This is a genomic window from Mycobacterium sp. 852002-51152_SCH6134967, assembly GCF_001667105.1.
In the GTDB taxonomy this organism is placed as follows: domain Bacteria; phylum Actinomycetota; class Actinomycetes; order Mycobacteriales; family Mycobacteriaceae; genus Mycobacterium; species Mycobacterium neumannii_A.
The window spans coordinates 39,978-62,313 of the sequence record NZ_LZIK01000055.1 but is presented as its reverse complement, the minus strand read 5'-3'; the positions used below and the strand labels follow the sequence as shown (position 1 = coordinate 62,313).

Annotated in this window: 19 protein-coding genes and 1 pseudogene; 3 read left to right on the top strand and 17 right to left on the bottom strand. The window is 67.9% G+C overall.

What is annotated here, in order from left to right; all coding sequences use genetic code 11:
* Window positions 1–151: 151 nt before the first annotated feature.
* A complete protein-coding gene (locus tag A5790_RS16650; protein ID WP_066846418.1) occupies window positions 152–850 on the bottom strand; it encodes a DUF899 family protein in 699 nt (232 codons plus the stop codon).
* Window positions 851–913: 63 nt separating this feature from the next.
* Window positions 914–1,087 carry a hypothetical protein gene (locus A5790_RS26025; protein WP_164674041.1) on the bottom strand — a complete coding sequence of 58 codons (174 nt, stop codon included), beginning with the start codon at window positions 1,085–1,087 and terminating at the stop codon, window positions 914–916.
* A 114-nt stretch (window positions 1,088–1,201) separates the two neighbouring features.
* On the opposite strand from A5790_RS26025, the gene A5790_RS16645 reads away from it, so the two are divergent.
* Window positions 1,202–1,870 carry a nitroreductase family protein gene (locus A5790_RS16645; RefSeq protein WP_066846415.1) on the top strand — a complete coding sequence of 223 codons (669 nt, stop codon included), beginning with the start codon at window positions 1,202–1,204 and terminating at the stop codon, window positions 1,868–1,870.
* 83 nt (window positions 1,871–1,953) lie between these two features.
* Here the strand turns inward: A5790_RS16645 and A5790_RS16640 are convergent, their stop codons facing one another.
* From A5790_RS16640 to A5790_RS16620, 5 genes are all read right to left on the bottom strand, one after another.
* On the bottom strand, window positions 1,954–2,820 hold the full coding sequence (locus A5790_RS16640; RefSeq protein ID WP_066846413.1) for a hypothetical protein: 867 nt from the start codon (window positions 2,818–2,820) through the stop codon (window positions 1,954–1,956).
* A gap of 6 nt (window positions 2,821–2,826) precedes the next feature.
* Window positions 2,827–3,258: a cupin domain-containing protein gene (locus A5790_RS16635; protein ID WP_066846410.1), complete on the bottom strand. Its 432-nt coding sequence runs from the start codon at window positions 3,256–3,258 to the stop codon at window positions 2,827–2,829.
* 19 nt (window positions 3,259–3,277) lie between these two features.
* A complete protein-coding gene (locus tag A5790_RS16630; RefSeq protein ID WP_066846407.1) occupies window positions 3,278–4,000 on the bottom strand; it encodes an SDR family NAD(P)-dependent oxidoreductase in 723 nt (240 codons plus the stop codon).
* Window positions 4,001–4,013: 13 nt separating this feature from the next.
* Window positions 4,014–4,622 (bottom strand): sigma-70 family RNA polymerase sigma factor, encoded by a 609-nt coding sequence (locus A5790_RS16625; protein ID WP_066846404.1) that lies wholly within the window; start codon window positions 4,620–4,622, stop codon window positions 4,014–4,016.
* Between the two features lie 145 nt (window positions 4,623–4,767).
* Entirely contained in the window at window positions 4,768–5,433 is a 666-nt protein-coding gene (locus A5790_RS16620) for a nitroreductase (RefSeq protein ID WP_066846403.1), read from the bottom strand.
* A 162-nt stretch (window positions 5,434–5,595) separates the two neighbouring features.
* On the opposite strand from A5790_RS16620, the gene A5790_RS16615 reads away from it, so the two are divergent.
* Window positions 5,596–7,326: an FAD-dependent oxidoreductase gene (locus A5790_RS16615; RefSeq protein ID WP_066846401.1), complete on the top strand. Its 1,731-nt coding sequence runs from the start codon at window positions 5,596–5,598 to the stop codon at window positions 7,324–7,326.
* Here A5790_RS16615 and A5790_RS16610 read toward each other — a convergent pair whose 3' ends face one another.
* From A5790_RS16610 to A5790_RS16585, 6 genes and pseudogenes are all read right to left on the bottom strand, one after another.
* Window positions 7,327–10,125, bottom strand: coding sequence for a LuxR family transcriptional regulator (locus A5790_RS16610; protein ID WP_066846398.1), 2,799 nt, complete (start codon window positions 10,123–10,125; stop codon window positions 7,327–7,329). It lies immediately after the preceding gene.
* A gap of 162 nt (window positions 10,126–10,287) precedes the next feature.
* Window positions 10,288–11,043 carry an SDR family oxidoreductase gene (locus A5790_RS16605; RefSeq protein WP_066846395.1) on the bottom strand — a complete coding sequence of 252 codons (756 nt, stop codon included), beginning with the start codon at window positions 11,041–11,043 and terminating at the stop codon, window positions 10,288–10,290.
* A 169-nt stretch (window positions 11,044–11,212) separates the two neighbouring features.
* The gene (locus A5790_RS16600; protein WP_066846392.1) at window positions 11,213–12,325 is read right to left on the bottom strand and encodes a spore photoproduct lyase family protein; all 1,113 of its coding nucleotides are present in this window, start codon (window positions 12,323–12,325) and stop codon (window positions 11,213–11,215) included.
* The gene (locus tag A5790_RS16595; RefSeq protein WP_082961758.1) at window positions 12,322–13,530 is read right to left on the bottom strand and encodes an NAD(P)/FAD-dependent oxidoreductase; all 1,209 of its coding nucleotides are present in this window, start codon (window positions 13,528–13,530) and stop codon (window positions 12,322–12,324) included. The genes A5790_RS16600 and A5790_RS16595 overlap by 4 nt, the downstream gene beginning before the upstream one ends.
* Window positions 13,531–14,606, bottom strand: a pseudogene (locus A5790_RS16590) (NAD-dependent epimerase/dehydratase family protein).
* A 38-nt stretch (window positions 14,607–14,644) separates the two neighbouring features.
* On the bottom strand, window positions 14,645–15,772 hold the full coding sequence (locus tag A5790_RS16585) for an alpha/beta hydrolase (protein ID WP_082961757.1): 1,128 nt from the start codon (window positions 15,770–15,772) through the stop codon (window positions 14,645–14,647).
* Window positions 15,773–15,994: 222 nt separating this feature from the next.
* On the opposite strand from A5790_RS16585, the gene A5790_RS16580 reads away from it, so the two are divergent.
* Window positions 15,995–16,966 (top strand): aldo/keto reductase, encoded by a 972-nt coding sequence (locus A5790_RS16580; RefSeq protein ID WP_066846517.1) that lies wholly within the window; start codon window positions 15,995–15,997, stop codon window positions 16,964–16,966.
* Here A5790_RS16580 and A5790_RS16575 read toward each other — a convergent pair.
* From A5790_RS16575 to A5790_RS16560, 4 genes are all read right to left on the bottom strand, one after another.
* Window positions 16,963–18,774, bottom strand: a complete 1,812-nt coding sequence (locus tag A5790_RS16575; protein ID WP_066846390.1) for a fatty acyl-AMP ligase — start codon at window positions 18,772–18,774, stop codon at window positions 16,963–16,965. The two genes, A5790_RS16580 and A5790_RS16575, sit on opposite strands and share 4 nt — an antisense overlap.
* A gap of 55 nt (window positions 18,775–18,829) precedes the next feature.
* Window positions 18,830–19,987, bottom strand: a complete 1,158-nt coding sequence (locus A5790_RS16570; RefSeq protein WP_066846384.1) for a metallophosphoesterase — start codon at window positions 19,985–19,987, stop codon at window positions 18,830–18,832.
* Between the two features lie 69 nt (window positions 19,988–20,056).
* On the bottom strand, window positions 20,057–21,148 hold the full coding sequence (locus A5790_RS16565) for an acyl-CoA dehydrogenase family protein (RefSeq protein WP_066846379.1): 1,092 nt from the start codon (window positions 21,146–21,148) through the stop codon (window positions 20,057–20,059).
* 7 nt (window positions 21,149–21,155) lie between these two features.
* On the bottom strand, window positions 21,156–22,328 hold the full coding sequence (locus tag A5790_RS16560; protein ID WP_066846376.1) for an acyl-CoA dehydrogenase family protein: 1,173 nt from the start codon (window positions 22,326–22,328) through the stop codon (window positions 21,156–21,158).
* Window positions 22,329–22,336: the final 8 nt, after the last annotated feature.

The following is a 22,336-nucleotide window of genomic DNA, read 5'->3' as shown; positions in this document are numbered from 1 at the left end:
AGCCGGGCTCTGCAGGGCTCGGGACCATTTGAGCTAGTGCCCGCCTAGTAGCGAAACATTCGTTGTCAGCGAATTTTTCGCTACTAGGTGGGCACTTGCGCATAAGCCAGGCCGCGAGGCTCAGTGCGCGCCGGGTTCCGGTGGGGAGCCATCAGTGCCCGGGGCCGTAGGCCCGCGCGATGTCGGGCGAGTCCAACCAGCCCGAGTACGTCGGCCGCTGTGGCCATCCCTCGGGCGAATCCTGCCACTCCTCCTGGCGGCCCCACGGCAGGAGGTCGATGAGTGCGAACGAGTGGCTGAGCTGTTCGGTGCCGCGGCCGTTGGTGTGCCAAGTCCGGTAAACGGTGTCACCGTCTCGCAGGAACACGTTGACCGCGAAACCTTCGCCGGGTGGAGCGTCGACGTCGGCGCCGAACGAACTCTCCGACGACGAGTACCAATCCATCCGGTTGCCGACCTTGGTGCGGTAGGCCAGCACCTCGTCGATCGGGCCGTTGGTGACGATGACGAAGCGGGCGTCGTAGTTGTCGAGGAACTCCAGCCGGGTGAACTGCGAGGTGAACCCGGTGCAGCCGCCGCACTGCCACTCTGCGCCGTCGGACCACATGTGGTTGTAGACGATCAGCTGGGAGCGCCCCGCGAACACGTCGGCCAGTCGGACGGGCCCGTGCTCACCGATCAGCGTGTAGTCGGGCATGCGAACCATGGGCAGGCGTCTGCGCTGGGCGGCGATCGCGTCCAGTTCTCGTGTCGCCGCCTTCTCGCGGCGGCGCAGGTCGTCGAGGGCGGCACGCCATGTCGCCTGGTCGACGACGGGCGGTAGGGCGGCCGGTTGAGTCGGGACGGACATCGTTCCTCCTGCGATGGTGGTGCTCTCGCAGGATATGACCGACTCAGCGGCCGAAAGTCATCGTCAGCTCTTCTTGGATCCGCCGGATTTCTTGCCGCCACCGGAGTTCTTGCCGCCCTTCTTCGATGCACCGGGCGTGTTGGCGATGGCTGCCGCGCGCGACTTGCTCATGCCCTTCTCGCGCAGACCCTCGTACTGTTTGTCGTTCTTGACGCTGGAACCGTGATCCTTCGCCATCGTGGCCTCCTTCGTCTCGCGGATAGGAGATACCCGTTATGGGCCGGACAACACTCCTGCCACGCATGTCCGGTGAGTTGACAGGCGCAGACGCCGACCGATAGACGGAGGAGCATGTCGCAGCCCACCAACGATGTCTGGGAGACGCTGGCGACCGCGCGGGCGATCCGCCGGTTCACCGACGAGCCCGTCGACGCGGCGACACTTGACCGCTGCCTAGAGGCCGCGACCTGGGCTCCGAACGGCGCCAACGCGCAGCTGTGGCGGTTCGTCGTGCTCGACTCCCCCGAACAGCGGGCCGTCGTCGCACAAGCCGCACGGGCGGCGGTGCGGTCCATCGAGTCGATCTACGGTATGAGCCGGCCCGCCGACGACGACGACAGCCGGGCCGGCCGAAACAACCGCGCCACCTACGAACTTCACGACCGTGCCGGCGAGCTCACCTCGGTGCTCTTCACCGCGTTCCGCAATGAGTTCTCGTCCGAGTTCTTGCAGGGCGGGTCGATCTTCCCTGCGATGCAGAACTTCTACCTGGCCGCTCGCGCGCAGGGCCTCGGGGCGTGCTTCACCAGCTGGGCGTCCTACGAGGGTGAGAAGCTGATCCGGGCGGCGGTCGGCGTGCCCGAAGAGTGGGCGCTGGCCGGGCACATCGTCGTGGGCTGGCCCCGCGGCAAGCACGGCCCGGTACGTCGGCGGCCCATCTCCGACGTCGTGTTCCGGAACCACTGGGACGCCGGCCGCAGCGACATCATCTACGGCGCCGGCGCCCGCAAGCGCTCGTAGGTTCCCCGCGAGCGACCGTGTCTGCACCGCGACACGCCGCGCATCGGCGACATTGCGCGGTCGCTCGCGGCGCCCGAAAGCCCTCAGACCGCTACCGCCAGCCGGGCCGCGGGATGCAACCACTCCGCGACATTGCGGACATAATCCTTGAACGCATCCAGCCGCGACGGATCGTCCTTGATCTGCCAGCCGGGCCGCTCGGTCACGAACGACGGTGCACCGCAGTCGATATCCCAGTTGTAGTCGGCGAAGTGATGGAACGTCGACTGCGCGACGGCCCGGCCCATCGGGCTACCGTCCGGAGCGCGCTCACCGTCGACCACAACTGCGAGATTGAACACCCTGCCGGTCGTCGCACTCCGCCCCTGCGCGAGCACTGTGGCGTTCGGCACGCCGTCAGCCGAGACCAGCCCCTCATGCGGATGCGCGGGAAACCACTCGATCCGGCCGCTGGCGGTGCGATCGGTGCGAAGCAGCTCATGCGCCGGTTCGGACGTCAACACCCGCTGGTAGTCCCCGTTGGCGCCCGAGTGGTAGTTGGGCCACGAGATGGCAGGGGTGTCCCGATCGTCGCACATCGTCTCCGGATCGATTGTCGCGTCGTGAAACTCGTTGACGAGCCCGAGTGAGCCGAGCCGGTTGAGACAACAGCCGAGGTCCTGGTGGTCACGCGCGGTGAGCACACCACCGCCCGCAGAACGGAACCGCATGATCGCTGAGGCATCGGCCGCGGTCAGCCCGTTCCCGACATCGACGGCCATCAGCCACAGTTGGTCATAGCCGAGCTGGTCGAGATGGCTGAGCACCGGATCGTCGTCACCGTCGACCCGGTTGCGAGCGACCACCTCGTGGCCTGCGGCGCGTAGTTCCTCCGCGAGCATCGAGAACCGGGAGACGTCCCAGTCCTCCGGATGAGCGCAGATCGTCGTCTGCAACAGAATTCTGGACATCGAAAGTCACTCCTGCACAGTGGGTTCGGCGGGCACCCGCAAGTGCCTGCGCGCTGCGAGTTCTGCTTCGTCGACCAGCACCAGCATCGGCTGATCAGGAACGCAGAGCATCGTCATGGTGAAACGACAGCGCATGTCGTCGCGGTTGTTGGCATCGGAGTAGTGGATGACGTCGCCGCCGGGTTCCCAGAATGCCTCACCGGCCCGGATCACCCGCGGCGGTTGGCCTTCCAGCTCGAACAGCATCTCGCCTTCGAGCATGTACCCGAACGCGGGACCACCGGGGTGGCGATGTGGTGGGGCGCCGGGGCTTCCCGGCGGGTAGTCGACGACGACGGTCATCGCGTGCGCGTCCGCGGGGATGAACGACGGCTGCGCCTCCTGCACAACGGTCAAAGCGCTCTCCCACGAGTTGTCCTGCTTTTCAGTCATTGTCATTCTCCTCCAATCGTTTATGTCAGGTGGACGAGCCGCCACCGTCGACGTGCAATACCGAGCCGGTGATGAAGCTCGCGCGTGGTGAGGCCAAAAACAGCACCGCCTCGGCGATCTCCCGGGGCTTCGCCGTGCGCCCCAGCGGCAGCGCGCGGCCGAGCTCTTCGTTGGTCTCACCCCATTCAGCCTCGACGCCTTCGGTTTTCGTGGGGCCGGGGGCGACGCTGTTGACGCGGACACCGCCGGGCCCGAACTCGGCGGCCCAGGTACGGGTCAGCGACTCGACGGCGGCCTTGGACGCGCTGTAAACGCCCGCTCCCGGCACACCTTTGGACGCGACCATCGTCGTGACGTTGACGATCGAACCGTGTCCGCGCTGGAGCATCCCGGGCACCAGACCCGCAGCCAGGAAGTACGAACCGCGCACGTTGGTGTCGAAGGTCAGCTCGAACGCGCCGACCTGCTGGTCGACGGTCGTCGCGGCCGGGAAGGCGGCGGCGTTGTTGACCAGGATGTCGACGTCGCCGGCCTGCTCGAGCAGCGACGTGACCGAATCCATGTCCGAGAGGTCGGCCTGGACGAAGCGCACGTTGCCCTCGATGTCCGATGCAGCCCGCTTCCCCCGTTCACGGTCGCGGCCGGTGATGATCACCGCGGCTCCCTCGCGCGCGAACAGCCGCGCGCACGCGAGCCCGATCCCGGCCGTGCCGCCGGTGATCAATGCGTTCTTGTAAGCCAGTTCCATTGCTGTTCTCCGATCAGGCGATGCAGGTTTCGAGGGTTTCCGCGCGGTCGTGCGCGAGGTGGGCCAGCGCGATGCGCATCCGCTGCCTGGCACGCGAGATCCGCGACATCACGGTGCCCATTGGGATGTCGAGGATCCTGGCCGTCTCGGCGTAGGTGTATCCCTCGACGTCGGCGTAGTACAGGACCTCGCGGAAGCCCTCCGGCATCGCCGCCATCGCGGCTTTGACGTCACCGTGGGGCAGGGCGTCGAGAACCTCGACCTCGGCCGAGCGCAGGCCGCCGGGCTGGTGTGCGGCGCAATCGAACAAATCGCCTTCGGTCATGTTGTCCGCCGGAACTTCGGTCACGCGACGTTGTTTGCAGCGGTGCGCGCTGACCCAGCGGTTGTAGAGGATGCGGAACAGCCACGCCTTGAGGTTGCTGCCCTCCCGGAAGGACTCGAACCCGCTGTAGGCGTGCAGGAGCGCGTCCTGCAGCAGGTCCTCGGCATCCGCGTCGTTGCGGGCCAGCCGGCGAGCACCCCGCGCCAGCACCTCGAACAGAGGTTGAACGTCGCGGGCGAACCGCGCGGCGAGTTCTGGGTCCGGGGCGGTCCTGGCGGGAAGGGACGTGATGGTCATGATCCGATCTCCTCGATTCGCGGGTGTCACGACTCACGTTCGTCGCCGCCGAGACAAAGGGGACCCTTGAAAACCCGTAGTCCATTTGTCCGTAGTCCGTAGCGCGGACCGGGGGGTATTGCGGCCGCCGACCGGCGGGGCCGGGTCAGGCGCCGACGAAGCTGACGGTCTCCTCCACCGGGGCGCGCCCGGTGCGGATGTAGCTCTCGCCGGGGTCCTGGTAGCCGATCGACATACCGCAGAACAGCATCAGCTCGTCGGGCGGTTGCACGACGTCCGCGACGGTCTCGCGGACCTGGGACCAAGCCATCTGCGGGCAGCTGTGCAGGCCCTCGGCCCGCAGCAGCAGCATGACGGTCTGCAGGTACATCCCCAGATCGGCCCATTGCGGGCGACCGAGATCCCGGTCGATGTAGCAGAACAGGGCCGCGGGGGCGCCGAAGCAATCCCAGTTCGCGATCGCCGCCCGCTGCCGGGCCTCCCAGTCCTCGCGCTCGATGCCCAACGCGCTGTAGCGCTCCCTGCCGAACTCCGATCGGCGTTCGCCGTATGGCGATTTCAGCTCGCGCGGATACAGCTGGTACTCCCGCTCATCCCACGGGTCTCCCGCCGCCACCCGCTCCGTTGCGAGCTTCTTGAGCCGCTCCAGCGGTTCGCCGGTCACGACGTAGATCCGCCACGGCTGCAGGTTGGATCCCGACGGCGCCCACCTGGCGGCGTCGAGCACCCGCTCGAGCACCTCCACGGGGACGGGTTCGTCGGTGAATCCCCGCACCGCCCGTCTGCTCTTGACTGCGTCGTAGACGTCCATAGCTCCTCCGCTTTTTGACGATCACGCCTTTCGTGACCAGCCTTTTCGGCTGTGCTTTCAGCCTCGTCCGATCCGCGATCGGGCGAACCCTTGAACACCCGTGGTCGCCGGGATCTACGAACTCCGCGGATGATTCGTCACCGGCCATCCGTTCTTATTGACATGACCGGTGCAGAGCGGCAGATCGCGACCTCAGTCCTGGTGATCGGAACCGGTGGTGCTGGTCTGCGTGCCGCGATCGAATTGGCAGAGCAAGGTCGAGACGTTCTCCTTGTCGGCAAGCGGCCCATGGGCGACGCCCACACCACGTTGGCCGCGGGAGGCATCAACGCGGCGTTGGGCACCATGGATCCCGAGGACAGCTGGCAGCAGCACGCGGCCGACACACTGACCGAGAGCTATCTGCTCGCCGATCCGGCCACCGTGCAGATCGTGACCGAGGGTGCCGCCGAGTCGATTCGGGACCTGGAGCGCTTCGGGATGACGTTCGCCCGCGAGCAGGACGGCCGGATCTCCCAGCGGTTCTTCGGCGCCCACACGTTCCGCCGCACCGCGTTCGCCGGTGACTACACCGGGCTGGAACTGCAACGCACACTGGTCAAAAGGGCGACGCAGCTGGCGATTCCGATCCTCGACTCCGCCTACATCACCCGCCTCCTCGTCCAGGACAACACAATCTTCGGCGCATACGGCTTCGACCTTCGAGACGGCACCCGCTACACCATCCACTGCGACGCGGTCATCCTCGCCGCAGGCGGTCACACCCGGATCTGGCGGCGAACCTCATCGCGACGGGACGAGAACACCGGGGACTCTTTCCGATTGGCGCTCGAAGCCGGTGGGCGGATCCGCGACCCCGAACTCTTGCAGTTCCATCCGTCCGGGCTGATCGAACCCGAAGACTCGGCCGGGACGCTGGTGTCGGAGGCCGCTCGCGGAGAGGGTGGGATTCTGCGCAACGACCTCGGCGAGCGCTTCATGAAGCGCTACGACCCCGACCGCATGGAGCTGTCCACCCGCGACCGCGTCGCGCTCGCCGCCTACACGGAGATCAAGCAGGGGCGCGGTACGCCCCGCGGCGGGGTGTGGCTGGATGTCTCGCACTTGCCGCGGACACAGATCATGGAGCGACTCCCGCGGGTCTACCAGACTCTGATGGATCTGCAGTTGCTCGACATCACCACCACACCGATAGAAATCGCCCCGACCGCACACTATTCGATGGGCGGGGTGTGGGTTCGCCCCGACGACCACAGCACCGACGTCGCGGGGCTGTACGCCATCGGTGAGGCGTCCAGCGGCCTGCACGGAGCCAACCGCCTCGGCGGCAACTCGCTCATCGAACTCCTGGTCTACGGCAGAATCGTCGGACGGGCCGCCGCCGCCTACTCATCCGGACTGGACGCCCAGATCCGCTCCAAGGCAGCCACTTCCGCGGCCCGCGACGAGGTCGACGAGGTGCTGTTCTGCAACGGTAAGGAGAACGTCCGGTCCCTGCAGCGCGCGCTGCGCAACGCGATGACCGAGCATGCCGGCGTGGTGCGGGACGAAACCGGGCTGCGCACAGGTTTGACCGAACTCGACGACATCGAGCGGCGGCTTTCCGATGTCGGCGTACACCCCGACATCGCGGGCTTCCACGACCTCGCCCACGCCTTCGACCTCAAGGCGAGCGTCATCGCGGCGCGCGCCACGCTCGAGACCGCACTGGAACGACGTGAGACCCGCGGCTGCCACAACCGCTCGGACTATCCGGATTTGGACGATCGACTCACCGTCAACCTGGTGTGGTCCGGGCCCGGACAGATCGAACACGAAGCTATCGCGGGCATTCCCGCCGAGATCGCCAGCAGGATGCGTGCGGTGTCGGCGGACGGCAAGCTGGTCGAGTGACTAGCTCGCCCACGACACGGTGCGAAGTTGTCTGCGCGAGGTGATCCCGAGCTTGACGAACACCTTGCGCAGATGCCACTCGACGGTGTGCGTGCTGATGAACAGCTGGGCGCCGATCTCCTGATTCGTCAGGCCGTCAGCGGCGAGCCGGGCGATCTGGGCCTCCTGGGCGGTCAGCTCACTGCCGCCCGCCCGCGACTGCTGTTTGCGGACCTTCTCCCCGGTGGCCACCAGTTCGCGGCGCGCACGTTCGGCGAAGGCCTGTGCGCCGATTCGCGTGAATGTCTCGTGGGCTTCGGTGAGTTCGCGGCGCGCGTCGATCCGCCGGTTGGCCCGCCGCAGCCATTCGCCGTAGAGCAGCCGGGCGCGCGCGACGTGTACGACGATGCCTGCGCGGTCCAGACGTTCGATGGACTCGCCGAACAGTCGATCCGCGTCGTCGTCGTCGGCCAACAGGGCCTGCGCGTTGGCCACCGCGCCGAGTCCCCAGTCGGTGCCGCTGGCGCCCGCCCGCTCCTCGAGCCGGCCAAGGGCCCACCTGGCCGCGTCGTCGGCTCCGGCGCGCGTCGCCGCCTCGACCAGTTCGAAAAGACACCACCCGTGGATTCCGAAGTCGTCGTAGTCACAAGCCTCCCGCGCAACGGCGAGCGCCTCCTCGTAGCGGCCGAGGCCGTTGTACAACAACGCGGTCGCATAGCCGGTCAACCCGAGCACACGGCCTTCGCCCCTGGCGATCCCGTCGGCCGCGGCGCCTTCAAGCAGCGATCCCGCCTGCTCCACGTCACCGCGCCATGCCATCAGCAACAGCCAGTGATACCGAACAGCGGAGTTGTGGTCGGTGGCCGCGGTGATCGAGGCCGCCTCTTCGAGAAGCTGTTCGGCCGCGGCGAATTCACCGGCCAAGGTGTGAACTCCGGCCCGGTAGATGAGGGCGCGCGGCAGTCCGGCGAGCGCCCCGGACGAACGGGCGTAGCGCACCGCGGCGGTCGACAACTTACGAAGGATCTGTTCATCCCACAGTTCGTGGGCCGAAGACTCCTGCAGGATCGGGAATCCGGGAACCTTCAGCCAGCGCCCGACCGCGGTCTCGTCGGACTCTGCTTGATCGCACATCGCGTCCAGCCCCGCCCGCAACGCCGCCCAGCCCTGTCCGACCCCGCCGGTGATCCGTTCGGCCACCCCCTTGAGCAGGTGGTCGATCGCGCGGGGCAGTTCCGAGACGTCCTGCAGCGCGACTCGTGCATCCTCGGCGGCTCGTACCAGCGCACCGGGCTCCCCGAGGCGGCCCGCGTACATCAACGCCGCGATCGCCTCGAGATAACTCTCTCGAGACGAATACCCGTCGACACCATGGAGGCGGCGAGCAGCGTCCAGAAGTGGTGGTGTGGTCTCTGACAGTCGCGGTGCACCGGCTTCACCGGCGCGGCTTCGGACGAAGTCCATCTGCGCCCGTAGCCGCGCTACCTGAGCCCGCTGCAGGTCGGTCAGCGGGCCGAGTTCGGCGATCGCCAGGAGTTCGTGCGCAGCTCCCGACGCCGCGGCATCCCGTTTGGCGTAAGCGGCGGCCAGCGCTCTGGCCCCGCGCAGAAGCGGGTCGGAGGTCAACGCGGTGGCGCGCTCCAAAAACGTTGCCGCCGCCGCCATCCCGCCCCTGCTCTGCGCGCGGGCAGCGGAGTGCTCCAACTCGGCGGCAATCGCCTCGTCGGGGCCGGCCGCGGCGTTGGCCGCATGCCACGCGCGACGGTCCGGATCGACGGCGGGGTCGGTGGCGTCGGCGAGGGCGCGGTGGACGGCACGGCGGTCTGCCAACTCCGCGGCACGGTAGGCGGCCGAGCGGATCAACGGGTGGTGGAACCGCATCCGTGGGCCGAACTCGATGAGGCCGTCGGCCTCCGCCGGTGCGAGATCGTCGACGGGGATGCCCAATTGTGCTGCGGCGCCGAGAAACAACGCGGCGTCGCCGATCGGTTCGGCGGCGGCGATGAGCAGTAGCTGCCGGGTAGGCGGCGGCAGCGCCTCGATGCGGCGGATGAAACCCTGTTCGACCGCTGCCGCCGACGAGCGTTTACCCGAGATCCAGAAACCGCCGGACAGTTCGGTCGCCGACACGCTGCGCGGCACCTCGAGGATGGCAAGCGGAATGCCGCGGGTCTCGGCGACGATGCGGTCGCGCACCCGGGGGTCGATGCCGCCGAACATGACCGACTCCAGCAGTTCTCGCGCATCGGTGTCGGACAGCCCGTGGATCGGCAGCTCGGGCAGGCCGGCCAGCAGTTCGGGCTGGTCCCGGATGGCGAACACCAACGCGACGGGTTCGGCGAGCAGGCGGCGTGCGATGAAGCCGAGCGTCTGCACCGAAACCTGGTCCAGCCATTGCGCATCGTCGATGACGCAGAGAACCGGTTGTTCGTCGGCGGCGGCGGCCAGCATGCTCAACACGGCGAGGCCGACGAGGAACCGGTCCGGTGTCTCCCCGATGCCGCGGCCGAACGCGACGTTGAGGGCTTCGCGCTGCGGTTCGGGCATCGCGTCGAGGTGCGTCATCAGTGGAGCGCACAGCTGCTGTAGGCCCGCGAAGGCGAGTTCCATATCGGACTCCACACCGGCGACGTGCACGATCTGGAATCCCGATGCGGTTTGGCAGACGTAGTCGAGCAGGGCCGTCTTACCGACGCCCGCCTCGCCGCGCAGGACAAGCACCTGGCAGCTGCCCGATCGCACGGTCGCGACGAGGTTCTTCAGCGTTTCGCATTCGTGGGTACGGCCACGGAGGGCTTGTGCTCCACCCTGGCCAGACATAGACACCACCCGCGCTCTGGGTGGACCCGCGACGGTCGCCGGCTTACCCGATCTGATCTTGGATCGTACGAGGCACGCCCCGACGGGTCCACACCGCGGTTTGTGCACATCCAGGAGCGGTCAGCGCTCCCGTACGTGCACAAATCGCCGCAGGGGTGGGGGTCAGGCCCTGGCGGCGGCCGCCAGAATCCAGTCCTCGAAGCGCGTGCCGAACAACGTCGCGCGCTCACCGGGCACCAGGGTGCGTTCGGCCAGGTCGATGCCCCAGTACTTCGCCGAGGGATCGGCGACAACCTGGCGGGTGTCGCCGCGGGCGGTCAGCGCGGTCCGGGTCAGGTCGGGCAGCAGGAACTCCACCGGTCCACCGATCTCGACGATGCGGTTCACCGGCTCGTTCACCGCGGCGATGGCGAGGCCTTCGGCGACGTCGGCGGCGGCCATCGGCTGAAAGTACACCGGTGGCATCCGCACCGTGTCTCCCTCGGTCGCCGAGTCGGCGAGCGTCTGCAGGAACTCGAAGAACTGCGTGGCGTGCACGATCGTGAACGGGATCGGGCCGTCGCTGATCAGCCGTTCCTGGTCGAGTTTGGCCTGGAAGTAGCCGCTCTGCGGGGCCATCTGGTCGGTGCCCACCACCGACAACGCGACGTGGTGGCCGACGTCGGCGGCTTCTTCGGCGTCGAGCAGGTTCTTCGTCGCGGTCCGGAAGAACTCTTGGGCCGAGTCGTCGAGCTGCGGCGAGTTCGACACGTCGACAACCACGTCGGCGCCTTCGAGCACATCGCGCAGGCCCTCGCCGGTGAACGTGTTGACGCCGGTCGACGGCGCCGCGGCCACCGTGTCGTGGCCCTGCCGGTCCAGTATCTGCACCAGTTTCGAACCGATGAGGCCGGTTCCGCCGATGACCACGATCTTCATGATGAGCCTTCCGTTTGTTCGACAGCTTCCTGTCCGCCAGAACGGATGACGGCTCACGAACTCATCCCCTGCCCCCGACCAAATCCCCCCGCGAGCGACCGTGTCTGTACGCGACATGCCGCGCACATCTGGCAGCGCGCGGTCGCTCGCGGCAGTTGAGGAACCAAAATCAGAACGCGTAGCGCACCCGGCACGCCGGCAGCTTGGCGGCGATCAGGTCGGTCAGCTCGGCGACCCAGCGGCCCTTCCACGGCGACTTGTATCGCACGTTCCACTGCCCGCTCTGGCTGCGCTTGACCTGTTGAAGATCTGGACGCCACAGCAGGTCCTCCCCTTTGGGATGCCAGCCGAGGTTGACGTCGTGAAGGCCCTCGTTGTGGGTCAGGAAGATGATCTCGGCGGCCAGCTGCTGCTTTGCACGATCCGACGTCCCGTCGGCGACCTGCTCGAGCAGCTCCGCCCAGTCGGCGAGCCAATTCTCGTGGACGACAACGGGACTGAAGTTCAAGTGAACTTCGTAACCGGCGTCGACGAAGGCGTCGATCGCGGCGATCCGCTCAGCGCTCTTCGACGTGCGCACATCGAGCACCCGCGACGTCTCAGCCGGCATCAAGCTGAACCGCACGCGGGTTCCGCCACGCGGGTCGTAGTCGAGCAGGTCGCGGTTGACGAATTTGGTCGCGAAGCTGGCCTTGGCGTTGGGGATTCGCGCGAACAACTCGACGAGATCGCGCACGTTGTCGGAGACCATCGCGTCTACCGAACAGTCGCTGTTCTCGCCGATGTCGTAGACCCAGTCGACGGGATCGCATTGGTTCGGTTGCGGCTTCACACCTTGCCGCGCGGCGTGACGTTCGAGGTATCGGGTGATTTTCTCGATGTTGGTGAACACCGTGATCGGGTTGGCGTAGCCCTTACGGCGCGGGACGTAGCAGTAGGAGCACGCCATCGCGCAGCCGTTCGCGGTCGACGGTGCGATCCAGTCGCTGGACCGCTCGTTACGCCGCGCACTCAAGCTCTTCTTCTCGCCCAGCACCAGGATTTCCCGCTTGTTGCGGACCCAGTCCTCGACGTTGCCCTCGTTTCCGTACAGACCCGGTATCGCCTGATGTGACAGCACCTCGATGCGCTCGGCATCCGGGTAGCGCTCGAGCACCTGACGTGCGCGGGGGAACTGTTCGATGTCGGGCTCGTGATAGATCCGCTTGATGTCGAGCAGCCTGTCGGCGAGGGCGGTCGGTGTGCATCGCTGCACGACGTCGGAGTTCTCCGTCGAGGTCATGGTTCGTTCAACGAACGACGGACACACTCCGATGCAGTTGATCTTGTTGACGGGCAATGATGTTCGTCACTTCCCGAGAGATGGCCCGCGATGTCGCGCGCGATCGGCGAGGCCTGCATCCGGAAGGACCGCAGCGGCCCGATCAGCGGCTCGTCGTATCCGGCGAACCACAGCCCCGGCACGGCACAAGGAAGCCCGTTGACCTTCGGCCGGCCCGCCTCGTCCAGCACGCCGTGGTGGCCGACGAGCGGTTCCAGTCCTCGCCGATAGCCGGTCGCGGCGATCACCACGTCGGGAGCCAGCGCGCTGCCGTCGGACAGCATCACACTGTCACCGTCGAACGAGTCCACTGCTGCGACGATCTCGATGTGCCCGGCTTTGACATGCGGGACGAGCTCGTCGCCGATCGTCGGGATCTGCTCGTCGGTCAACAGCGCCGTGTAGATGCCGCTGCGGGGTGCCGGGAGGCCCTGGCGGCGAAGGTCTCCGAACCACACCCTGCGCATCAATGCGGCCGCCTGATCCAACACCGGCACCGGCAGGCGCTCGAACGCCGCACTGAACGCGTCGACCGGTATCCCGGCGGCCGACCGCGGGACGAGATGCGGGGGCGTGCGCACCGCCATCCACACGCGGCGGGCCACTCCGTCGCTGAGCTGCAGCGCGATGTCGGTCGCCGAGTTCCCCGCGCCGGCCACCAGGACGTCGCGGCCGGCGAACGGCGCGGCGTTGCGGTAGTGCTCGGAGTGCAGCACCTCACCGGTGAACCCCTCGATTCCCGTCCACTCGGGCAGCGCAGGCGTGTGGTAGTTGCCGGTCGCGACGACGACGGCGGCCGCGGTGATTGGCGTACCGTCGGTATCCAGCCGCCAACCGTGCGGCTCGCGGTCGACCCGAACCACGTTGCGGCCCAAGGACACTCGGATGTGCTGCCGGCGCACATAGTCGTCGAAGTAGTCGACCATGTCGTCGCGGGTCGGCCAGCGCCCGTAGCGCAGTGGGATCCGCTGCCCGGGCAGATGCGACCACCACCCGCAGGTGTTGAGCCGGAACCCGTCGTAGCGGTTGCGCCACGCCGATGCGACGGCGTCGGCGCGGTCGACGACGAGCGCATCAACATCGCACTCGTGGCGGAGCTGACGTGCGATCGCCAGCCCGCAGGGACCCGCGCCGACGATGACGACGGACTCGTGGTGCTCGGCCATCTAGGGCAGGTGTCTTGTCGTCAGCAAGCCCTTGGTGAGGTCGCGTTGGAACTGTTCGATCAGCGACCGGCGCCGCAGGGGCGGGCTCTCGGTGTGCGCCTCCTGAGACACCCCGCCGATGACGTCGGCGAGCGCGTCGACCGCATTCCACCGTGGGGTCCACTCGAGTTCGGCCTGGGCGCGGCCGCAGTCCAGCAGCGGAACGCTGAACGCCATGTCGATCCAGCCCCGGTCGATGGGCTGCAGCCGCGCCCGCCAGCTGACGTCGACTAGAGCCCCGAGCACCCCCGACGGCACGTGGACCGGTTTGGCGTTCAGCACCTCGGCGACCTGCTCGCGGCCCACCGGCGGTTCGGCCGCCAGGTTGAACGGCCCGCTGGCACCACGCTCAACCACCCTGGCCAGCGCGTCGGCGACATCGTCTGCATGGACCAGCGGGATGCACAAGCGGCGGTCGAGCGGCAACACGGGCAGCAGCGGAACCGCGAGCATCGGCACGTAGCCAGGCAGCGCGTAACGCATCAGGCCGCTGGCCGCGGCGCGCTGCACGATGAAGCCGGGGCGCGTCCGCGCGATCGGGACGCCCGCCTCGCCGTTCTCGCGTTCGTAGTCGTCGAGCAGTGCTTCCGCGTCCGACTTGTCGCGGCTGTAGGGCGATGTCCGGATGCCGGTGGTCGGCCATGACTCGTCGACGTACTGGCCGTAGCGCCCCGGCGCGTACGCGCCCACCGACGACTGGTGCACAAGCCGGCCGACCCGCGCGTCATGGGCCGCCTCGAGGACGGACGTGGTGCCGCCGACGCCGACGCTGTTCAGGTATTCGGTGTTGCGGGTCGGCTGAAACCCCCACGCGAGGTGGACGACGGCATCAGAGCCGTCGAAGACCCCGCGCAGCTGGGTCGCCGCATCCGGGTCGGCGAGGTCGAGTTTGTGCCAGCGGATGCGCCCGTAGACGCCGGTCGGCTCGGGCGGCCTCCGCACCACCCCGACGATGTCGTGCCCGGTGTCGCTTTCGGTCAGCCGCCCAGCAGCGCGGTCCCGACGTTGCCGGAGGCCCCGGTGATGACGATGCGCATGCCGAAAGACTTCCCGCATCGCGCCCGATCAGCACGGGTTAGACGGCCGCGGCGGTCTCGCCCTCGAGTTGGCGGGCGCGGGCGTCGTTGAGGAATCTGCCGACCTCGACCGCCAGCCGTCGCGCGTGAGACGAGTCGACGAGGTCGAATGCGTGCCCTGCACGCCGAATCTCGCTGTACTCCACCCGGTTTCGTGACACCGCGCTCAGCTTGTCCGCGAACACGCGGGCCTCACCGACCGGGATGATGGTGTCCTGCTCCCCGTGGATGAGGAAGAACGGCGGCGCGTCCGCGTGGATGCGGGCCAGCGGTGAGGCGGCCTCGAACACGTCGGGGTGCCTGGCCTGCGAGCGGCCGACGACAACGCGCTCCAGGAAGTTCTGGAAGTTCTTGCGGGTGGGCGTCGACCGGTCCTGCCAGTCGTAGCGCCCGTAGATCCCGACCACCGCGTCCACGGTGGTGTCGGCGTCCTCGGTGAGCTCGCCGCGGAACCTCGGGTCGCCGGGAGTGAGGGCCGCCAGGGAGGCCAGGTGCCCGCCCGCGGAGCAGCCGGCGACCGCGACGAAGTTCCGGTCGCCGCCGAACTTGTCGACGTTGGCCCGCGCCCACGCGATCGCGGCGTTGACGTCGGCGATATGGCGGGGCCAGCGGTTCACCGGGGACACCCGGTAGTCCATGGTCAGACAGACCCAGCCCTGCTTGACCAGGTGGTGCAACATCGTGTGGCCCTGCATGACGCGGGAGCCATGCACCCACGCGCCGCCGGGGACGAACAGCAGCACCGGCGCATCGGGCGGCAGGTCGGGCAGCCGCCAGACGTCGAGCAGCTGTGCGGGATGGTCGCCGTAGCGCACCGAGCTGCGGTAGAGGCACCGCTGGCGCTGAGCGCGGAACCGCAAGTAGGGCGGCGTCCGCCTCCCGCGCGAAGGCGAGATGGCCTCACCGGGCAAATCGGCGGGCGCGGCCTCCGCGGCGTCGGAGCTCAGTCGGCGCGAGGCCATGCCGCGTAGCGCTGCCGGAGCGTAGTGGTGGCCGTACATCATCATCGCGGTCAGGCCGGCAAACGGCTCGAGGTGCTTGCCGACTACGGGCAGCGACGCGTACATCCGCGTCGAGGCCATGACGAGATCGAGCGGATGCAGCGAGCGGTAAAGAGACATGGTCATCCGGCCATCGCCAGGTCGGGCTCACCGGCCCAGCCGCTGCAGGACTCGCAAACGACCTCTTCGAGGCTGAAATGCCCGCATGTGGGGCAGATGAACTCGAGCATGCGCTACGCCTTTCGAGACTTGTGTCATGCCGACTTTCTGCAGCGCGCCTCACATACCCCGGCCCCGGAGCGCCAAAACCCATCGTTATCGATTTGCAGCGTCAGTACTGTGGCCTCCGTGAAGTACTTGGAGGTCGAGGGAGTGGGCCGGGTAAGCCGCATTGGGCTTGGGACCTGGCAGTTCGGGTCTCGGGAGTGGGGCTACGGCGACAGTTACGCCGCCGGTCCGGCGCGAGAAATCGTGCAGCGTTCGCTGGCGCTGGGCGTCACGTTGTTCGACACGGCCGAGATCTATGGTTTCGGCAAGAGCGAGCGGATCCTCGGCGAGGCGCTGGGCGACCAGCGCTCCGACGTGGCGGTGGCCAGCAAGGTCTTCCCGGTCGCCCCGTTCCCGGCGGTGGTCAAGCAGCGCGCGCACGCCAGCGCGCGGCGGCTGGGGCTGCAAAAGATCCCGCTGTATCAGATCCACCAGTCCAACCCGGTGGTGCCCGATTCGGTGATCATGCCGGGGATGCGCGACCTGATCGACGACGGCGTGATCGGTGCGGCGGGTGTGTCGAACTACTCGCTGTCGCGCTGGCAGAGGGCCGACACCGCGCTCGGACGACCGGTGATCAGCAATCAGGTGCACTTCTCGCTGGCGCATCCCCAGGCGCTCGAGCGTCTGGTGCCGTTCGCCGAGCGTGAGAACCGCATCGTGATCGCCTACAGTCCGCTGGCCCAGGGCCTGCTCGGCGGCAAGTACGGCCCCGACAACCGGCCCGGCGGCGTGCGCGCGACGAACCCGCTGTTCGGCACCGAGAACCTGCGGCGGGCCGAACCGCTGCTGCAGACGCTGCGCGACGTCGCCGCCGATGTCGGCGCGAAACCCGCGCAGGTGGCGCTGGCGTGGCTGATTCACCTGCCGAGCGTCGTCGCGATCCCCGGCGCGTCCAGCGTCGAACAACTCGAGTTCAACGTGGCAGCCGCCGACATCGAGCTCAGCGCCGAGGCACAGGAGGCGCTCACCGCGGCCGCCCGCGCTTTCCGCCCGGTGTCCGCGGCCCGCTCCCTGGCGGACATGGTGCGTGAGAAGCTCGGCGTTCGCTAGTCTTTCAGCTTGCCATCGAGGTACTCGCGGCGGCAGGCACCGCGGGCCAGCTTGCCGCTGGTCGTGCGCGGAATGACGCCGGCCGCGACGAACCGGATGTCGGCGACCGGGATACCGTGCCGCGCAAGCACATCGGAGCGGATCGCGTCGATCTCCCGTGCGGGATCGTTGCGAGCGGTTCCTGTCGCGCGTTCGGCGACGATCACGAGGGCTGCACCGTGGGGTGCGGGGACGGTGAACGCGGTGACGTGTCCGGCTCGTGTCATCGCCGAGGCGCCTTCGGCGGTCGACTCGATGTCCTGCGGATAGTGGTGTCTGCCGTCGATGACGATCAGATCGGCGCGCCGTCCAGTGACGAACAGCTCACCGTCGTGGTAGACGCCGAGATCGCCGGTACGCAGCCAGTTCGCTTCCTCGGCAACGCCTTCCGCGTGGCTGGCGGGTATGATCCGGGACGCGAGCCGGGCCTCGAAGGCGTGGCGCGACTCGTCCGGTCGACCCCAGTAGCCGCGCCCGAGGTTGGCCCCGTGCAGCCAGATCTCACCGACACTTCCGTCGGGCAGTTCGGCGCCGGTGTCGGGATCGACGATGACGGCCCACTGACTGCGCGCCACCTTCCCGCACGACACATGGGCCACCGCGTCGGGCGAGTCGGCGGCGACGGGCACCGCGCGGCCCGCGCTGAGCTGCGCACGGTCGAGGTGTACCGCGGCGGCGTGGGCGTCGGGTTCGATGGTCGCGACGAACAGTGTGGCCTCGGCGATTCCGTAGGACGGCCGGAACGCGTTCGGCGGCAACCCGTATGGCGTGAACGCGTCGTTGAAGGCGGTGATCGCGTCGATGCTGACGGGCTCCGAGCCGATGATCAGCACCGCCTTGCTCAGGTCGAGGGCGTCGCCTTCTGCGGGTCGGCCGCGTTGGGCGGCGTATTCGTAAGCGAAATTCGGTGCCGCCGTGACCACGCGGCCTTCGCGCGACCCGTCCGACAATGCCCTGAGCCAGCGTTGCGGGCGTCGGATGAAGGCGGTGGGCGACATCAGCGTCGAATGTCCGCCGTACACGGCGGGGAACCCGATCATCGAAAGACCCATGTCGTGAAACAGCGGTAACCAGCTGACCCCGTGAACTTTTCGGTCGAGGAGGTCGATGGACAGGATCATCTGGATCAGGTTCGTGCCGACCGCCCGGTGCGTGATCTCGACTCCGGCCGGGGATCGCGTCGCGCCCGAGGTGTACTGCAGATGGGATACGGCGTCGAGCGGCAGCTCCACCGGCTCGAAATCGCCTGTCACGCCGATGTCGTCGAGAACGACGACGCGCGGAGTCGGCACGCCGTCGAGACCGGACAGGAAGCTGCGCACGTTCGCGGCCGCGGCCGCCGTAGTCACCACGACCGACGGTTCGCAATCGCGCAGCGCGGTCTCCAGTCGTTGTGCGTGGCCCTGTAGTTCGGGCGCGAACAGCGGGACCGCGATCGCGCCCGCTTTGATCGCACCGAAGAAGGCGACGACGTAGTCGAGTCCCTGCGGCGCCAGGATTGCGACGCGGTCACCCCTCTGGGTCACGCGTTGCAGGCTCGCGGCGACGGCTCGCAGGCGTACGCCGAGTTGTTTCCAGGTGAGCTCGACGACCCGCCCGTCTCCGGTGTGGTCGAGGTAGCGGTAGGCAGGTGCCTCGCCGACGTTGGCGATGTTGCGGTCGATCAGCGAGATCAGGTTCACCCCGGCGGGCACCGCAACCTGGTCGTCGGCGTCCAGGCAGTCCTCGATCCGCAGCAGTCCGTCGTGCGGTACGGGACGCGACGTCATGGGAGCAGTCTAGGTACCTGCCGCGCTGCTTCCTGGTACGGCCGTACCAGAGGGGTTACTGCTCCAGCGTCAGCACCGTGATGTCCGGCGGGGCTCCGATGCGCACTGGCGGACCCCAGTAGCCGGCGCCGCGGGTCACGTACAACTGGGTGTCCTCGACGGTCGACAGGCCCGCGAGCGCGGGTTGCACGGCGCGCACGACGTAGTGGAACGGCCACATCTGCCCGCCGTGGGTGTGCCCGGACAGCTGAAGGTCGACCCCGCGCGCGGCGGCCTCCTCGACGAGCACCGGCTGGTGCGCAAGCAGCATCGTCGGCCCGTCAGCGGATACCCCTGCCAACGCGCGGTCGAAATCCGGTCCGTCCGAGACTCGTTCGCCGGCAACGTCGTTGACCCCCGCCAGGTTGAGAACCGCACCGCCACGGCGGATCGGGGTGTTCTCGTTGCGCAGCGGTTGAATGCCCAATCGCTCCATCTCGCGGAGCCATTCCAATGTGTCGTCGACGAAGTATTCGTGGTTCCCGGTGACGAAGAAGGAGCCCTCGCGGGCGGTCAGATCGCCCAAAGGAGCTGCGGCCGGGCCGAGTTCGGCGACGGAACCATCGACGACGTCACCGACGATCGCGACGAGGTCGGGGGCGGTCTCGTTGATCATGTCGACGATCCGCGCGGTGTGCGCCCTGCCTGCCAGGGGTCCGAGGTGGATGTCGGACACCACCGCGACGCGAAACCCACGAAACGCCGGGTCCAGGTTGCGCAGCCGCACCGGCACCCGCAGCACGTCCGGCGGTCCCAGCGCGGTGGCCGTACCGACGCCGACCAGACCCACCGACGCGGCACCCGCGGCCACGGCGCTCGCGCGGGCCAGGAACAACCGGCGGCTCAACCCGTTCGGGTCCTCGGGTGTCGCCGCCGGCGCCTGGCGGACCCACCGCCGCAGCGCGAGCCGCACGGGTTCAAGCACCAGCAGCATCAGCAGCAGGTATGCGGCCAGCCCGAACCACACATAGCCGGGCCAGGTGTACCAGCCCGCGTCGACCGGACCGGTCAGCCGGGGTAGGAACAGCGCCGCGAGCAGCAGCCCCGCCAACCCGGCGAAGACGGCGCTCAGTATCCAGCGGACCCTGCCCGGCCGGGTGGTGTCCTTGATCAGGCGCTTCCACAAGTAGGCGTGCATGAGAGCGAGCACCGTGCCCAAGATGACGATGAACATGGCGCCTTTCAGTGGCTTTCGTGCGCTACCGATCGATTCGCGACTGGTAGCGCACCGTAATCGCAGGTGTTACAGCGAGACCGTTCCGTAGTCGCCGACGTGCTCGATCAGCGTGCGGAGCTGGTCGTCGGTGGTACCGAACGTGTTGTCGATGGCCGTGAGTCGCGCCGCGTAATGGCCTACGGGATACTCCGCGGTCATCCCGATACCGCCGTGCAGCTGGATCGCCTCCTGCGCGATATGCCGGCCCGAGCGCCCGATCTGGAACTTGGCCCGTGCGGCGATCACCGGGTCGAACCTGCCGTCGGCGATCGTCATCGCGGCGTAGTAGTTCATGCTGCGCGCGAGTTCGAGCGAGACGTACATGTCTGCCGCACGTTGCGTCAGCGTCTGGAACTTGCTCAACGGAACGCCGAATTGCTTTCGGCTGGTGAGGTATTCGGTGGTGAGCCGCAGCGCTTCCTCCATCGCTCCGACCGCCTCCGAGCACAGCGCCGACTGATAGCGGATGACCGTTCGCGCGACGTGTTCGGTCGCATCCCCGCCCCCGCCAAGAGGTTCGGCGGGTGTGGAGTCGAACTCGAGCTGTGCACCACCGCGGCCGTCGAACGTCCGATACGGCGCCCGATCCACCGCCGCGCCGTCAACGACGAACAGCCCCACGCCGCCGCCTGGCAGCGCCGCGGTGACAACGATCGTGTCGGCGGTGTCGCCGGCCAGTACGGGATTTTTACGCCCGGTGAGCGTCCACGCATCGCCGCTCTGCTCCGCGCGCGTGGCGGGTTCGGCGGACGGCAGCCGCGATCCGGGCTCCGCATGGGCAAAGGCCAGCAGCGTCTCACCGCTCGCCACCGCGTCCAGGATCTCCTTCTGCTGGTCGCTGCCCACCTCGGCGATCAGGGCGCCGGGGACCATCGCGGCCTGCGCGACCGGTTCGGGCGCAAGCCGTTTGCCGATCTCGGTCAGCACCACCATCACCTCGATCTGGCCGGCCTCCGTCGGGTCGAAGCCGAGCCCGAGGATGCCCACCTCGGCCAGTTGGCCCCACACCTCGCGGCTCCAGCCGGGTTCCCCCTCGGGCCGGACGCTTTCGCGGCCCGTCAGCACGTCGCGGGTGACGTCGCGCAGTAGTTGCTGTTCCTCGGTCAGGTCGAAATCCACGGCAGGCTCACAATCCCAGGATGGTCGAAGCGATGATGTTGCGTTGAACCTCGTTGGTACCGCCGTAGATCGACGTCTTCCGATAGTTCAAGTAGCGGGGCGCGGCGTCCTTCGCCCAGGTCGGCACGTCGATATCACCGGCATCGAACGGCAGCGCCGCCGGCCCGGCCACCTCGACGAACAGCTCGGTGGCGGCCTGCTGCAACTGGCTGCCGCGCAGCTTGAGGATCGACGACGCGGGGTTGGGCTTACCGTCGGCCTCGGATCCGCTGACCCGCATCTGCGTGAGCTCCAGCGCGAGCAGCCCGGTTTCGATCTCGGCCACCCGAGCCGCGAACAGCGGGTCCTCCAGCAGCGGTGTGCCGTTGACCTCGAGCTTGGCGGCGTGTTCCTTCACCTGTGCCATCCACAGTTTGGTCAGCCCGATTCGGGCGATGCCGGTGCGCTCGTTGCCGAGCAGGAACTTGGCGTAGGTCCAGCCCTGGTTCTCCTCGCCGACGAGTTGATCGGCCGGGATTCGCACGTCCTCGAAGAAGACCTCGTTGACCTCGTAGCTGCCGTCGATCAACTCGATCGGGCGCAGCGTGATGCCCGGCGTCGACATCTCGGCCAACAGGAACGAGATGCCGGCCTGGCGCTTGGGCGCATCCGGGTTGGTGCGAGCCAGCAGGAAGATCCAGTCGGCGTACTGACCGAGCGTCGTCCAGGTCTTCTGGCCGTTGACGACGTAGGTGTCCCCGTCGCGGACGGCCGTGGTCCGCAGCGACGCGAGGTCGGAGCCGGCCTCCGGTTCGGAGAAGCCCTGACACCACCAGATGTCGATGTTGGCCGTCGGCGGCAGGAAGCGTTCTTTCATGGCCTGTGAGCCGAACTGGGCGATCACCGGGCCCACCATCTTGGTGTTGAACGCCAGCGGTTCGGGGACACCGGCCAGCTGCATCTCGTCGAGCCAGATCTGTCGCTGCAGCGGCGTCCAGTCCTTGCCACCCCACTCGACCGGCCAGTTCGGTACGGCCAGGCCGTTGGCATGCAGGATTCGCTGGCTGGTGACCATGTCCTCGGGGAACTTCGAGTGCCCGGTTTTGCCCCGCTCGCGGATGTCCTCGGGAATCTCGGAGGTATAGAACCGTCGCAGCTCCTCGCGGAATGCCGCGTCCTCGTCACTCAGCGCCAATTTCACGGTCTACC

Coding starts and splice junctions, on each gene's coding strand:
- A5790_RS16620 (WP_066846403.1), bottom strand. CDS start 5,433: ATGGACGTCTACGACGCAGTCAAGAGCAGACGGGCGGTGCGGGGATTC.
- A5790_RS16615 (WP_066846401.1), top strand. CDS start 5,596: ATGACCGGTGCAGAGCGGCAGATCGCGACCTCAGTCCTGGTGATCGGA.
- A5790_RS16635 (WP_066846410.1), bottom strand. CDS start 3,258: ATGACAATGACTGAAAAGCAGGACAACTCGTGGGAGAGCGCTTTGACC.
- A5790_RS26025 (WP_164674041.1), bottom strand. CDS start 1,087: ATGGCGAAGGATCACGGTTCCAGCGTCAAGAACGACAAACAGTACGAG.
- A5790_RS16575 (WP_066846390.1), bottom strand. CDS start 18,774: ATGACGTCGCGTCCCGTACCGCACGACGGACTGCTGCGGATCGAGGAC.
- A5790_RS16585 (WP_082961757.1), bottom strand. CDS start 15,772: ATGACCATGTCTCTTTACCGCTCGCTGCATCCGCTCGATCTCGTCATG.
- A5790_RS16600 (WP_066846392.1), bottom strand. CDS start 12,325: ATGACCTCGACGGAGAACTCCGACGTCGTGCAGCGATGCACACCGACC.
- A5790_RS16630 (WP_066846407.1), bottom strand. CDS start 4,000: ATGGAACTGGCTTACAAGAACGCATTGATCACCGGCGGCACGGCCGGG.
- A5790_RS16595 (WP_082961758.1), bottom strand. CDS start 13,530: ATGGCCGAGCACCACGAGTCCGTCGTCATCGTCGGCGCGGGTCCCTGC.
- A5790_RS16640 (WP_066846413.1), bottom strand. CDS start 2,820: ATGTCCAGAATTCTGTTGCAGACGACGATCTGCGCTCATCCGGAGGAC.
- A5790_RS16625 (WP_066846404.1), bottom strand. CDS start 4,622: ATGACCATCACGTCCCTTCCCGCCAGGACCGCCCCGGACCCAGAACTC.
- A5790_RS16605 (WP_066846395.1), bottom strand. CDS start 11,043: ATGAAGATCGTGGTCATCGGCGGAACCGGCCTCATCGGTTCGAAACTG.
- A5790_RS16645 (WP_066846415.1), top strand. CDS start 1,202: ATGTCGCAGCCCACCAACGATGTCTGGGAGACGCTGGCGACCGCGCGG.
- A5790_RS16610 (WP_066846398.1), bottom strand. CDS start 10,125: ATGTCTGGCCAGGGTGGAGCACAAGCCCTCCGTGGCCGTACCCACGAA.
- A5790_RS16570 (WP_066846384.1), bottom strand. CDS start 19,987: ATGTTCATCGTCATCTTGGGCACGGTGCTCGCTCTCATGCACGCCTAC.
- A5790_RS16650 (WP_066846418.1), bottom strand. CDS start 850: ATGTCCGTCCCGACTCAACCGGCCGCCCTACCGCCCGTCGTCGACCAG.